Below are 13,213 nucleotides of genomic sequence, written 5' to 3'. Positions count from 1 at the left end.
TACCAAAATTCATGCCTTAATTTAATGGCGGGAAGCATGAGTAAGGAAGATGTATTGAATAGGGGTTCTTTGTGGTCAGGATAATGGACTGAAAGGACAGCACTAATTCTGAAGCCAGCGGATACTTGGAAAGCTCGCCTTTACATTTCGTTACGGATTGGATTCAGAAGTGGATAAAGACCATACCGATAAAACTGAGGTATGAAAAAAACGTCTGGCAGCCTGTAAGGAGGCGTCATTAGTTACATTCGATAAACATAAACATTGTGTTATTTTACGGAGGTAATTAGAACTCCATTCTTTTATTTTCTAGCCTGTCCAAAGTGACATAATTCGAGAACCAACAGTCATCATACTGACTCTTGTCATCATAGGGTCTAATACTTTTTTTTGCACCAGGGTTTTCGCTCTTTTATTCATTATGATAAAGCATGCTCCCATAATCCAAGCTTTCCTTTTGCTGGAATAAATGTATTCAGCATCTGCATATCTTGAACTTCCCAAGCATAGTTCCCAACTGTAAAGTCTCCTAAAAAATAGTCCAGGTCTGACACTATTCGTCCATCTTCTAAAATTGCCCAAGTTCCGTTATTTTCAATTACCTTAAAACAATTTTTAAGCTCGCATACAGCAATGATCATCCCAGTTGGAAGATTCTCTTCAGTGTATCCATGCCTATAGAGCAGCGCCCGGATCGCCAATTCCCTGCACACTGGCTTATCTATTTTTTTACTCGTATGAATCGCCAGCGGCCCACGATAATTCGTTCTCCATGTCCTTGTTTCATATTGAGCCTCTCTAAGGACAAAAAGACTTGCCCAGGGCTGAATCATTGATAAAACCTTCATTCCACCGGCCTCCAGATAGGAAAGTAACTTTTATTATAGATTATACATGCAGCAGAATATTATGAGCATTGGCAGAGTATAGCATTACAGATAAATGCACTATCTTTAAAATTGTCCGGCTTATCAACATCAAGCCCCTCATTGTCACCGACACACGTATACTTCTTTACTAGTTGAAGCCGGCTTCAACTAGAACGGATTATGGGAAAATCGGAACACAGCGGCCACAAGACAGCTTCCCACCGTATAATTACACAACACAAATAGAGTAATCGAAAATGATGCACACCGATTCCGTGCACTGATACAAGATGAGTGATTTTAATAGGGGTCAAAAAGGAGGGCACTATATATGAAAATGAATGGGCGGAATGATTTAATTCCCCCCATTAAACCTTAGTATAGCAAGATTAAAGAGGTCACGGGATTTCCCGAAATAGTATATTAAAAAAGACTTTAAATCAACATTTTTAAAAGTTCGACATAAATATTTTAAATGGGATATAAAACATCGGAGGACATATAGGAGGACACAAAAGGTCAATTTTAATGTAATAAAAAATAAAAGGATAGATGAGCAGCAATGAAATGCTCCTTTCTATCCTTTTTTAGTATACGTTTATGCCCCTGATTCAACAGGATACATAAATATTTCATGCGGTTTTTTAGAATATACCAGTATAAAATCCTATCCTTTCATATTTTTCAAGCTTTCCGATTGACCATCCGAAGCGTCTCCTGGGCTTTGGTTTTTCTTACCAGGATGAAATAACAAAGGAAAGCCAAAACGCTGGCGCCAAAAATGACGGCGGCCATCGGAACTCCTGTGTAGGCTCCGCCAATCCCTACAAGTGGGGCAGATAGAGAGCCCATGACAAAAGGCAATACCCCCAATAAGGCAGAAGCGCTGCCCGCCATATGCCCTTGTGACTGAATGGCCAAGGTGAAAGACGTCGTTCCGATTATACTAATGGATGATATAAAGAAGAAAACCGGGATAGCGACACCGATAAGTGGGGCTTTTAGTAAGAGTGCAATCAATAAACATAAACCTGATACATTCGCAAGGGCCAGACCTATTTTCAGGAAAGTCCCTTCCGAAATGGTGTCGGTTAAGCGGCCGACTGACTGACTCCCAATGATTAAAGCCACCCCATTGACCCCAAACAAAAGACTAAATTGTTGGGGATTCACTCCGTAAACATTCTGATAGACAAACGGAATACCAGAAACGTAGGCAAAAATACCGGCAGTGATAAACCCCTGAGTTAATGCATAGCCCATGAACTCTTTATTTTTAAATAATGTGCCAAAATTGCTCAATACATAAGGCAAATTACTCGGGACACGCCTTTCAGTTGGCAGCGTCTCTTTTAACTTATATGAAACGGTAAAGATCAATATGATTCCAATACATGCCAGTGCAATAAAAACCCAATTCCAATCGTTAAAAGCAAGGATCGCTCCTCCGGCAATCGGGGCAAGGATTGGTCCGAGGTTCCCTACTAACACCATTAGAGAAAAAAACTTTGTCAGTTCCTTACCGCTATAATGGTCCCTTACGATTGCCCTTGATATGACAATTCCACCTGACGCTGCGAACCCCTGCACAAATCGGCACCCAATAAGGAAATAGATATTGGGTGAAAATGAGCATGTAAGGGATGCCAGGATGTATAAACCAAGGAAAAACAACAAAGGTTTCCGGCGTCCCTTCACATCACTTAATGGACCAATGACTAATTGTCCTAAACCAAGACCCAATAAGCAGGATGTCAAACTAATCTGAACGAGTGAAGCGGTCGTATGATAATCTTTTACAATGGTAGGAAAGGACGGCAAATACGTATCGATTGTAAAAGGACCCAAAATTCCCAGAGATCCTAAAAGTACAGCAAGCTGCAGTCGTTTCTTTCCGTTAGATTTATCCAAGTTGCTCTCGCCTTTCTTTATTTAATTTTTTCATTCTCAATAAGTAAACACAAATGTTTCGAGAACCGAAATTTAACATCCTTCATTATAACTGGAAACTTGCCTGTTGGTAAACATTTAAATATCACATAAGAAAAGCGCCAGCGCCTCATAGAATCCCAGTTGTGAAATTATCGAAAGTTTTTGTGGTTCTTTTTTGTATATAAAAGAACAAAATTAAAGGCTGCCGAAGCAGCCACAATCCACCCTATTTCTCTATTCTAACTAGGCATTCTTCATAAATCTCAATTTCATCTATATGTAATTGTCTAGTCGGATTGTGCATTCTCCCACAAATCATGGAACGTTTAGGACATAAGGGTGAATCCACAACAAAAAATGTTTATTTACATGTACAAAAGAGATGAAAAAAGAGGCTTCCCAAAAGTTCAAAGAACTCATGGAAAACCTCTAATTTTAGACCCTTATTTAAGAAAATGTTACCCGATTGTTACCCCTAGGCTTCTTTCAAAGTATATAAAGGTCTACAAACCCCATTGTTACTGGGATTACGAGCGGATGATTACATCATGCCGCCCATTCCACCCATGCCGCCCATGCCGCCCATATCAGGCATGCCGCCAGCATTTTCTTCTGGTTTGTCAGCAACTACAGCTTCAGTTGTTAAGAACATAGCTGCAACAGATGCTGCATTTTGTAGCGCATAACGAGTTACTTTTGTAGGATCGACGATACCTGATTCGATCATGTTCACCCATTGGCCAGTAGCAGCGTTGAAGCCTGTTCCAACTTCTTCGCGTTTTAGGCGTTCTACGATTACAGAGCCTTCAAGGCCTGCATTGTGAGCGATTTGGCGAACTGGCTCTTCGATTGCGCGAAGAACAATATTCACACCAGTTGCGATATCGCCTTCTGCTTCAATGCTTGCGATTCTGTTATATACGTTTAGAAGTGCTGTACCACCGCCGGCAACGATACCTTCTTCAACTGCCGCACGTGTAGAGTTTAAAGCATCTTCAATGCGGAGCTTGCGCTCTTTAAGTTCAGTTTCAGTAGCAGCACCAACTTTGATAACTGCAACTCCTCCTGCTAACTTAGCAAGACGCTCCTGCAATTTTTCACGGTCAAATTCAGAAGTAGTTTCTTCTAATTGAACACGAATTTGGTTTACGCGGCCAGAAATTTGTGCGCTGTCTCCAGCACCTTCAACGATTGTTGTGTTTTCTTTAGAAACCACAACTTTAGCAGCGCGGCCAAGAGATTCAAGAGAAGCAGATTTAAGGTCACGGCCCAGCTCTTCAGTGATTACTTCACCGCCAGTTAATGCAGCGATGTCTTCAAGCATAGCCTTACGGCGGTCACCAAAGCCAGGAGCTTTAACAGCTACTGCATTAAATGTTCCGCGAAGTTTGTTTACAACAAGCGTTGCAAGAGCTTCACCTTCAACATCTTCTGCAATCAATAGCAATGGTTTACCTTGCTGTACAACCTGCTCAAGAACTGGCAGGATTTCCTGAATGCTTGCAATTTTCTTGTCAGTGATTAAGATGTATGGGTTATCTAGAACTGCTTCCATTTTATCAGAATCAGTGACCATATATGGAGAAGCATATCCACGATCGAATTGCATACCTTCTACAACGTTCAATTCAGTAGTGAATCCTTTAGACTCTTCAATTGTGATGACACCGTCGTTTCCAACGCGCTCCATAGCTTCAGCAATCAATTGTCCTACTTCATCGTCTGCAGCAGAGATAGCGGCAACCTGTGCGATAGAAGCTTTGCTTTCAATCGGCTTAGAAATAGCTTTCAGCTCTTCAATTGCTACAGTTACAGCTTTTTCAATCCCTTTGCGGATACCCATTGGGTTTGCACCAGCTGTTACGTTTTTCAAGCCTTCGCGGATCATAGCCTGCGCTAGCACAGTAGCAGTTGTTGTACCATCACCAGCAACATCATTCGTTTTGCTTGCAACTTCAGCAACTAATTTTGCACCCATGTTTTCGAATGCATCTTCTAATTCAATTTCTTTTGCAATGGTTACACCGTCATTAGTGATAAGCGGTGAACCGAATTTCTTCTCAAGAACCACGTTGCGTCCTTTTGGTCCAAGTGTTACTTTTACAGCATTTGCAAGAGCGTCTACCCCGCGCAGCATGGAGCGGCGAGCGTCTTCACTAAATTTAATATCTTTAGCCATTGTTTCATTACCTCCCTGAAATTATAAAAAGTAAGTATTAAACATAAACTAAATCTAAGTATGTTTTATGGAAAATGAATTAACCAATAACAGCTAAAATATCACTTTCGCGAAGAATTAAGTATTCATTGCCTTCGTATTTCACTTCAGTTCCAGCATACTTTGAGAAGATGATTCGATCGCCTTCTGAAACCTCTAAAGCGACTTTTTCACCGTTATCAAGAACACGTCCTGTTCCGACAGATACAACTTTTCCCTCTGAAGGCTTTTCTTTTGCAGTATCCGGCAATACGATACCGCTGGCAGTTTTTTCTTCAGATTGAACAAGTTCAATTACTACGCGATCACCTAATGGTCTTAACAATTGAAACAACCTCCTCAAATTCAATAAGTAAGATTTGATTGATTAGCACTCATCGACTTAGAGTGCTAACACCAATTATTATATTAAATAAAACCAATCATTTTTGCAAGCAGGAACCCAAAAAATTTTCATCTCAGGGATAAAATTTCTTTCATTACCAGATTAAGACTAATATAGTATAGTCATATTAGTACACGCTCAGTCTTAAATATTTGAACAACCTGTAATCAGTTAGTAAAATGGCCTTTATATGAAGCCGGAAAAAAGTCAGGCAAAGGAGATTATATATTGAAAAGAGAGTACTGGCTTGTCATTATTGTATATGTTGCCATGCAGCTTTCAGGCTTAATTGGCGTTCCTATAATAGGATTTATTCAACAAAGCGCAGGTCTGACCGCTGAGAGGACCAGTTTAACCGCTGGAGCCTACTGGATTGTTGTCAGTTTTATGGCAGCATTGATTATCATTTTGCTGCTGCTTCGTAAGGATATGAAACAAAATATGTATGCGCGGGAAGCCGCACCTGTTTCAGCCTCTATTCTTTGGGCAATTGGCGGCGTGTTTTTATCGTTATTTGCACAGGCCCTTGCAGGCAACATTGAAAGGCTGATCGGCATCGAAGCAGGATCTGATAACACACAGCAGATCATTCAGCTGATTGAAGCCGTTCCTCTGGTCATTGTGGTTAGTTCCATAGTCGGCCCCATTCTTGAAGAAATTGTTTTCCGTAAAATTATCTTTGGGGGCTTATACAAAAAATTTAATTTTATCATTTCAGCCCTGATCAGCTCGGTCATTTTTGGCCTGGTGCATGGTGAACCGGCTCACCTGCTTTTATATTCAGCAATGGGGTTTTCGTTTGCATTTTTATATGTAAGAACGAAGAGGATTATCGTTCCGATTGTCGCCCATGTTTCCATGAATACACTAGTCGTTATTGTTCAGACTGTTTATAAAGATGATATTGAAAAAATGATGATCGATGCAGAGAAGGCTCAAGGCTTTATAGGAGGAATACTATGAGAAAGCAATCGCCATTATTAATGGCAGTCATATATTTAGGACTTGGTATTTTATTTACGGTTTTCGCTATAAAGAATGTCTCACAGACAGGATGGGGTTTTTTCTCTTACTTTCTTGTCTTTCTGGCAACGCTGGACTTTGCATCAGCAATAAGGATGTTTGCCTTATACTTTAAATTAAAGAAAATAACAAAATAGATTGGGGCCTTTTTGTCTTGCCCCCTAAATGTGAAAAAAGGGAGTCATCATTTTAAAGAAATGGCTCCCTTTTTATTATATTAATTCTTTTTCAGTTATTGGATAATGTTTTAGGAAATACACAAATGATTGCAGTTCGACAGCGAGGTCAATGTGATGGACCCTGATGGTCTTAGGAACATTTAAACGTGCAGGTGTGAAATTTAACAGCCCTTTGATATTGGCTTCTACCAGCGAATCGGTGATCGGCTGGGCAACGGGAGCCGGTACCGTCAGTATAGCCACTGTTATCCCCTGTTCGACCAGCTTCTCTTGAAGCTCATCCATATGATAGATAGGAACATCACCTATAGTAGTTCCGACCTTGCTCTCATCTACATCAAATCCAATTTCAATCTTTGTATTGTTATTTTTTAAGAAGTTATAATTAAGAAATGCTGTTCCCAGATTACCTACCCCAATAAGTGCAACCTTTGTTAGTTCATCCTGGTCAAGGGTCTTCCGGAAAAAACCTAGCAGATAATTTACATTGTATCCATATCCTTTTTTTCCTAACGCGCCAAAATAGGAGAAATCTCTTCGAATCGTCGCCGAATCGACTTTAACTGCTTCACTAAGTTCGGCAGAAGAAACTCTCTGCTTTCCCTGAGAATGCAAGTTATTTAAAAACCGGTAATAAAGCGGCAGCCTTCTTGCAGTAGCCTGAGGTATCTTAACTGGTTCTTGAGCCATAGCTGTTTCCCCTCTTCATTTATTCTTTGTTACTTTTACTTCTAAAGACTTTCCCTTGTAAAATCCTTGCTCGACACTCCACCTGTCTTTTCCACAAGAAAAGTGGGGCCAATAACCATCCCTTTATCCAGGGCTTTGCACATATCATATACAGTCAAAGCTGCAGCCGTCACAGCTGTCAGCGCTTCCATTTCCACACCAGTATTTCCCTTAGTTTTAACAGAACCAGTGATCAATAGTTCATATGCGTCCTCTTTAGGTTCCCATCTAAAAGAAATGTCAATGCCGTTCAGAGGTATAGGATGGCACATCGGTATAATGCTGGAGGTACTTTTGGCCGCCATTATTCCTGCTACCTGTGCCACTGAAAGAACATCACCTTTTTTTAATTCACGCTTTTCTATTTTTGTATAGATTTCCTGATTTATAAGAACGCTTGATTGAGCAATCGCCGTGCGTACGGTCTCTGGCTTATGGCTGACATCCACCATACGTGCCCGCCCCTGCTCATTGAAATGTGTAAGTTCTCCCAAAATAATCGCCTCTCATTCGATGATACACTATTTATTAACATCTGGGTATGACGTTTTGTTAACTATATCACAAAGATTTTTTCCAGTGTTATGATAAGGAAAGATATTAATTCCTATTACCTATCTTATGTTTTCCCCTTTAGTAAAAAATAAGGTAAACTAACGGTATATTGAGGTGAAAACAATGATCTTACTTCAGGTAAATGCATTGACTAAATACTATGGAGCTGAAGTCGCTCTTTCAAATATTAAACTCGAAATTCAAAATCGGGACAGAGTGGCACTAGTAGGAAGAAATGGTGCAGGTAAATCCACTCTCTTAAAGATTATAGCAGGTTTTTTATCTTATGATAGCGGAGAAATCATCAAACCGAAAGATGTAACGATTGGGTACTTAGCCCAGGATACAGGACTGGAATCCTCTCTTTCCATCTGGGAGGAAATGCTTACTGTATTCGAACCTCTTCAAAAGCTTGAAAAAGAGCTGCGAAGGCTGGAATCGAGCATGGCCGATCCTGAAACCTATAATAATGACGCCTTGTACCAAAAAATTCTAAAAGAATACGATATAGCCCAGATTCAGTTTAAAGAAATGGGCGGTTATCAATATGAAGCAGATATTCGTTCCATCCTGCACGGTCTCCAGTTTTCTAAATTTGACCCTGGCACAAAAATATCCACTTTAAGCGGAGGGCAAAAAACAAGGCTTGCCCTCGGAAAACTGTTGTTAACAAAGCCGAATATCCTCATACTGGATGAACCGACAAACCATTTAGATATAGAGACATTAACCTGGCTCGAACAATATCTGCAAGGTTACTCGGGATCTGTATTAATTGTATCCCATGACCGTTATTTCTTAGATAAAGTGGTCAATCTAGTTTATGAAATTTCAAGAACCTCCATTAAGAAATATAACGGTAATTACTCGCAGTATCTGGTATATAAGGCGGAAGATTATGAGCGCGAAATCAAGCAATATGAAAAGCAGCAGGATGAAATTGAGAAACTGAAAGATTTTGTTCAGAAAAATATTGCCAGAGCCTCTACCACGAAACGAGCTCAAAGCCGAAGAAAACAGCTTGATAAAATTCAGGTCATGGACCGGCCGCAGGGTGATGAAAAATCAGCTTCTTTTAGATTTGATATCGAACGGCCAAGCGGTAATGAAGTCCTGAATATTTCCAGCCTGGCAATCGGCTATGAACATGAACCTGTTTCTCAAGATATCTCGTTTAGAATCGCAAAGGGTGACAGCATTGCCCTTGTGGGACCGAACGGAATAGGGAAATCCACATTGCTGAAGACCATCATTCGTGCAATGCCTGCCCTAGGCGGTTCATTCCAAATAGGAACGAATGTAAAAATAGGCTACTATGATCAAAACCAGGCAAATCTTAAATCCAATAAAAGAGTACTCAATGAGTTATGGGATGAGTATCCAGGTGAAAACGAAAAAGATATTCGGACAGTGCTGGGCAACTTCTTATTTTCAGGCGATGATGTACTAAAACCCGTTTCCACCTTGAGCGGCGGCGAGAAAGCGCGCCTGGCGCTGGCCAAGCTGATGATGGAAAAAGCTAATCTTTTAATTTTGGACGAGCCTACGAACCACTTGGACCTGGACAGCAAGATTGTATTAGAAAATGCTTTGGTGGATTATCCGGGGACCATTTTATTCGTATCGCATGACAGGTATTTCATAAACAGGATTGCTTCAAAAGTGATTGAGCTGTCAAAGAATGGTGCTGAAGAATATCTAGGCGACTATGACTATTTTATGGTCAAAAAGCAGGAACAGCAGGAAATAGCCGCATTAGAAGGCAGACAGCCTGCTGCTGAATCTGCGGAATCAAAGCCGCTTAAAACGGCTCATAAAATAGATAAAGAAGCTAAGAAGATTGAGCGTCAGAGAAGAAGAAGGCTAGAAGAAATTGAGGGAGCAATTGAAGTCTTGGAGCCTCAAATTCGGGATTATAATGACCAGCTTTGTGATCCGCTAGTTTTTCAAAACCATGAAAAAGTTTTAGAGATCAATTTAAAACTTGAGTCTGCAAAGAGAGAGCTCGATGAGTTGTTAGAAGAATGGGCTGAAATCGAAGAGCAATTATTAGAAAGTTAAGAAGCCGGAGTGTGTACTCCGGTTTTTTATTTGCAGGCAGCTAAATAAACATTATTTTATTCACAATTTTATCCACAGTACAACTGATGATACATCAGCTATCAACACACTTTTCCACATTATCCACATTAAATAAGTCAGTTATCCACAATATACACAGTTATTAACATGCAAAACTAACATACCCAAAAAGTTATACACAAAATTTTTTGAAAACTATGTACATACTTTAAATAAAAAAATGGATCTCCTCTAGAAGCAGGAGACCCATTTTTTATTACATTTCTAAACCCGGATTAGCATTTAAAGCTAAATCAGCCCTTTTGCCTTTTTCATAAAGAACACTTCCCACTGCAGCTATCATCGCAGCGTTGTCTGTACATAAATATAAAGGGGGGATGACCAGTTCAATTTCTGGTATATCCACAAAAGCAGACGTGAGAGCTGCCCTCAGCCCTTTGTTTGCTGCTACTCCGCCAGCAAGCAAGACTTGCGTCACGTTATATTCTTTCGCTGCTCTAAGTGCCTTTGTTACTAAAACATCTATAACGCTCTCCTGGAAGCTTGCAGCCAAATCAGCAGGATTAATGTGATCTCCGCGTTGTTCCGCATTATGCAATGTATTAATAACAGCAGACTTAAGGCCGCTAAAGCTAAAATCATAAGAACCTTCCTCAAGCCACGATCTTGGAAGTTTAATGACAGGTTCGCCCTCTTGAGCTAACCGGTCAATATGCGGACCACCCGGGTATGGCATATTTAATGTCCTGGCCACCTTATCATACGCTTCTCCAGCTGCATCATCCCTGGTTTCGCCAATGACTTCAAAAGAAGCATGTTCTTTCATATATACTAATTCTGTATGGCCGCCTGACACAACAAGAGCAAGCAGAGGAAACTTTAATTCGGTGATGAGCCGGTTAGCATATATATGTCCGGAAATATGATGAACCCCTATTAGAGGAATATTATGGGCAAATGAAAGTGCCTTTGCCGCATTCACCCCTATCAATAACGCACCAACGAGCCCTGGTCCTTCTGTTACCGCAATCGCTGTAATATCATTATAATCAATGCCTGCCTGTCTAAGGGCTTCTTCTATCACAAATGTAATTTCTTCAACATGATGTCTTGAGGCAATCTCTGGGACTACTCCCCCAAAGCGTTTATGGCTTTCTATTTGTGAAGCCACAACATTAGCAAGAATATCTCTTCCATTTCTCACAACGGCTACAGCCGTTTCATCACAGCTGGTCTCAATACCTAATATCAATTGATCCTTCATCTTAAATTCACCCACATTACTAATGCATCTTCATAATTATCTGTATAGTAGCTCTTTCTTATTCCGCCATTTTGAAATCCTAGTTTTTTGTATAGAGACTGCGCAGCTATATTACTGACTCTCACTTCGAGAGTCACAGATAGTGCCCCCATGCTTTTCACAGTTTGAATTAATTTTACTAATAATGCCTCACCTAAATTTCGGCCGCGGAATTCCGGCAATATGGCGATATTTGTGATATGAGCTTCATCCAGCACGACCCAGGCACCACAATAACCAATAATTCTACTTTGTTCTTCTAGGACAAGATAGACAGCATATTTGTTATTGACCAGTTCGTTTATAAATGCTTCCCTGCTCCAGGGGAGAGAAAAACAGAGGTGCTCAACCTCTAATACCTGATCAATATCTCCAATATTCATTAATCGATAAGTTAAAGTATTCCCCATTTTACTCTCTTCCTTATAATGAATTATTTTGCTGCTCTAGCCATTTGGTTTCTGCTTCAGCGAGACGAATATAATTTGGAACAAATTTATGAATATCATCATCAGGCTTTGTTAACCCAAGGAAAGCTAACTCATTTGGACGGGGACTATGTAAAGAAACCGATCCAAAAACAGAATGTTCTCCTAAGATTTCTTTTAGAGATTCTTGATGAAGTGATACATCGTTTCCTAAAAATAACACCGGTCTTTTCATTACTTTTAAAGCCTCAGCCCAATCGGTGAGCAGAATATTGCGGTCTTCTTGAACAGCTTCAAGAATTCCACCCCTATATTCATAAAGTCCTGTATAAACCTGGCCCCGCCGAGCATCAAATAAGGGAGAGATATAGCCATTAAAAAAGCGGCCATTAGCGGCTAGTGCTTCAAGACTCGAAACCCCCGCTAATGGGATCTTCAGTGTCCATGCAAGCGTTTTTGCGATGGTAACACCAATTCGTACTCCAGTATATGAACCCGGGCCTTTAGCAACCACAATTTTATCGAGCTCGGAGGGATTCACATTACATTCCTTCAATAATGCTTCAATACAGGGCATAACTCGAACCGAATGGTTTTTCTGCAAGTTCGTGATATATTCACCGAGGACTTTATCCTCTTCTATTAAGGCAATACCCATAACATAGTTAGATGTATCAATAGCTAATACTTTCATTTGAAAATCTCCTTGCATAAATCTTCATATCTTTCCCCGGCTGGCGAAAACACAAAGCGTCTTGAATCATTTGTGTGATGGTAAATGTGAATAAGCAATAGTTCTGCGGGGAGCTGATTTTTAATAAGGTGGGCCCATTCTACAATGGTAACTCCCCCTCCCGTGAAATACTCATCAAATCCCAAATCTTCTTCCTGATCTTCCATACGATACACGTCCATATGGTACAAAGGCAAGCGCCCTTTATATTCTTTAATGATGGTAAAGGTAGGACTATTAACATTCCTAGTTATTCCTAACCCCTTGGCTATACCCTTAGTAAAAGCAGTCTTGCCAGCCCCAAGATCCCCTTCAAGGGCTAGTACATCACCCGGCTGTAATTTACCTGCCAATTTAATAGCAAGGGCTGTCGTTTCTTCCACATCTTTAGCAATTATTTCATATGTCATATAGTCACCTGATTATAAAGTAGTCTCTTGCTATAAAAAAACCTTAGGAGAAGCACCTTCCTAAGGAAAAATAGTGTTATATGTAGTTTACCTTATTTTAATGAAAAGAGACAAACCATCTTGTTGATTAAATAAAAAAAGCGAAACCTCGTTTCGCTTTCTGGAAAAATGATTGCGGGGACAGGATTTGAACCTGCGACCTTCGGGTTATGAGCCCGACGAGCTACCAGACTGCTCCACCCCGCGACGGTAAGAAATATTAAATTTAAACCAGCCTGGCAGCGTCCTACTCTCACAGGGGGAGATCCCCCAACTACCATCGGCGCTAAAGAGCTTAACTTCCGTGTTCGGGATGGGAACGGGTGTG

Annotated in this window: 13 protein-coding genes, 1 tRNA gene and 1 rRNA gene; 3 read left to right on the top strand and 12 right to left on the bottom strand. The window is 40.4% G+C overall.

The genetic code is table 11. From position 1 onward, the window contains the following. Nucleotides 1-419: 419 nt before the first annotated feature. The 4 genes from JOC77_RS18965 to groES form a co-directional block, all read right to left on the bottom strand. Nucleotides 420-848, bottom strand: coding sequence for an ASCH domain-containing protein (locus JOC77_RS18965; protein ID WP_204547069.1), 429 nt, complete (start codon nt 846-848; stop codon nt 420-422). Nucleotides 849-1,553: 705 nt separating this feature from the next. Next, nucleotides 1,554-2,780, bottom strand: a complete 1,227-nt coding sequence (locus JOC77_RS18960) for a multidrug effflux MFS transporter (RefSeq protein ID WP_204547067.1) — start codon at nt 2,778-2,780, stop codon at nt 1,554-1,556. Nucleotides 2,781-3,342: 562 nt separating this feature from the next. Beyond that, entirely contained in the window at nt 3,343-4,980 is a 1,638-nt protein-coding gene (groL, locus tag JOC77_RS18955; RefSeq protein WP_204547063.1) for a chaperonin GroEL, read from the bottom strand. A gap of 79 nt (nt 4,981-5,059) precedes the next feature. Continuing rightward, nucleotides 5,060-5,344 carry a co-chaperone GroES gene (groES, locus tag JOC77_RS18950; RefSeq protein ID WP_101640083.1) on the bottom strand — a complete coding sequence of 95 codons (285 nt, stop codon included), beginning with the start codon at nt 5,342-5,344 and terminating at the stop codon, nt 5,060-5,062. Between the two features lie 288 nt (nt 5,345-5,632). On the opposite strand from groES, the gene JOC77_RS18945 reads away from it, so the two are divergent. Together JOC77_RS18945 and JOC77_RS18940 are read left to right on the top strand one after the other, a co-directional pair. After that, nucleotides 5,633-6,367 (top strand): CPBP family intramembrane glutamic endopeptidase, encoded by a 735-nt coding sequence (locus tag JOC77_RS18945; protein ID WP_204547060.1) that lies wholly within the window; start codon nt 5,633-5,635, stop codon nt 6,365-6,367. Further along, entirely contained in the window at nt 6,364-6,564 is a 201-nt protein-coding gene (locus tag JOC77_RS18940) for a YdiK family protein (protein ID WP_204547057.1), read from the top strand. The genes JOC77_RS18945 and JOC77_RS18940 overlap by 4 nt, the downstream gene beginning before the upstream one ends. 75 nt (nt 6,565-6,639) lie before the next feature. On the opposite strand, the gene JOC77_RS18935 is transcribed toward JOC77_RS18940, so the two are convergent. Beyond that, complete coding sequence (locus tag JOC77_RS18935; protein ID WP_204547054.1) at nt 6,640-7,296, bottom strand: redox-sensing transcriptional repressor Rex; 657 nt, start codon at nt 7,294-7,296, stop codon at nt 6,640-6,642. A gap of 41 nt (nt 7,297-7,337) precedes the next feature. Then, nucleotides 7,338-7,829 (bottom strand): cyclic pyranopterin monophosphate synthase MoaC, encoded by a 492-nt coding sequence (gene moaC, locus JOC77_RS18930; RefSeq protein WP_204547051.1) that lies wholly within the window; start codon nt 7,827-7,829, stop codon nt 7,338-7,340. 184 nt (nt 7,830-8,013) lie between these two features. Here moaC and JOC77_RS18925 point away from each other — a divergent pair, with 184 nt between their 5' ends. After that, nucleotides 8,014-9,951 (top strand): ABC-F family ATP-binding cassette domain-containing protein, encoded by a 1,938-nt coding sequence (locus tag JOC77_RS18925; RefSeq protein ID WP_204547048.1) that lies wholly within the window; start codon nt 8,014-8,016, stop codon nt 9,949-9,951. 277 nt (nt 9,952-10,228) lie between these two features. Here the strand turns inward: JOC77_RS18925 and tsaD are convergent, their stop codons facing one another. The 6 genes from tsaD to rrf form a co-directional block, all read right to left on the bottom strand. After that, on the bottom strand, nt 10,229-11,236 hold the full coding sequence (gene tsaD, locus JOC77_RS18920; protein ID WP_204547045.1) for a tRNA (adenosine(37)-N6)-threonylcarbamoyltransferase complex transferase subunit TsaD: 1,008 nt from the start codon (nt 11,234-11,236) through the stop codon (nt 10,229-10,231). Beyond that, nucleotides 11,233-11,685 (bottom strand): ribosomal protein S18-alanine N-acetyltransferase, encoded by a 453-nt coding sequence (gene rimI, locus JOC77_RS18915; protein WP_204547031.1) that lies wholly within the window; start codon nt 11,683-11,685, stop codon nt 11,233-11,235. Before rimI ends, tsaD begins: the two co-directional genes overlap by 4 nt. 13 nt (nt 11,686-11,698) lie before the next feature. Beyond that, on the bottom strand, nt 11,699-12,397 hold the full coding sequence (gene tsaB / locus JOC77_RS18910; protein WP_204547020.1) for a tRNA (adenosine(37)-N6)-threonylcarbamoyltransferase complex dimerization subunit type 1 TsaB: 699 nt from the start codon (nt 12,395-12,397) through the stop codon (nt 11,699-11,701). Next, on the bottom strand, nt 12,394-12,846 hold the full coding sequence (gene tsaE / locus JOC77_RS18905; RefSeq protein ID WP_204547008.1) for a tRNA (adenosine(37)-N6)-threonylcarbamoyltransferase complex ATPase subunit type 1 TsaE: 453 nt from the start codon (nt 12,844-12,846) through the stop codon (nt 12,394-12,396). The genes tsaB and tsaE overlap by 4 nt, the downstream gene beginning before the upstream one ends. 172 nt (nt 12,847-13,018) lie before the next feature. Then, nucleotides 13,019-13,092: transfer RNA gene (locus tag JOC77_RS18900), tRNA-Met, on the bottom strand. A gap of 27 nt (nt 13,093-13,119) precedes the next feature. Further along, nucleotides 13,120-13,213: ribosomal RNA gene (gene rrf / locus JOC77_RS18895) — 5S ribosomal RNA — on the bottom strand; the annotation flags it as partial.

Source organism: Peribacillus deserti (assembly GCF_016909175.1).
GTDB classification, from domain to species: domain Bacteria; phylum Bacillota; class Bacilli; order Bacillales; family DSM-1321; genus Paraperibacillus; species Paraperibacillus deserti.
This window is presented reverse-complemented; position numbering and strand designations above follow the sequence as displayed.

Coding starts and splice junctions, on each gene's coding strand:
- JOC77_RS18965 (WP_204547069.1), bottom strand. CDS start 848: ATGAAGGTTTTATCAATGATTCAGCCCTGGGCAAGTCTTTTTGTCCTT.
- groL (WP_204547063.1), bottom strand. CDS start 4,980: ATGGCTAAAGATATTAAATTTAGTGAAGACGCTCGCCGCTCCATGCTG.
- JOC77_RS18940 (WP_204547057.1), top strand. CDS start 6,364: ATGAGAAAGCAATCGCCATTATTAATGGCAGTCATATATTTAGGACTT.
- JOC77_RS18935 (WP_204547054.1), bottom strand. CDS start 7,296: ATGGCTCAAGAACCAGTTAAGATACCTCAGGCTACTGCAAGAAGGCTG.
- JOC77_RS18925 (WP_204547048.1), top strand. CDS start 8,014: ATGATCTTACTTCAGGTAAATGCATTGACTAAATACTATGGAGCTGAA.
- tsaD (WP_204547045.1), bottom strand. CDS start 11,236: ATGAAGGATCAATTGATATTAGGTATTGAGACCAGCTGTGATGAAACG.
- rimI (WP_204547031.1), bottom strand. CDS start 11,685: ATGGGGAATACTTTAACTTATCGATTAATGAATATTGGAGATATTGAT.
- tsaB (WP_204547020.1), bottom strand. CDS start 12,397: ATGAAAGTATTAGCTATTGATACATCTAACTATGTTATGGGTATTGCC.
- tsaE (WP_204547008.1), bottom strand. CDS start 12,846: ATGACATATGAAATAATTGCTAAAGATGTGGAAGAAACGACAGCCCTT.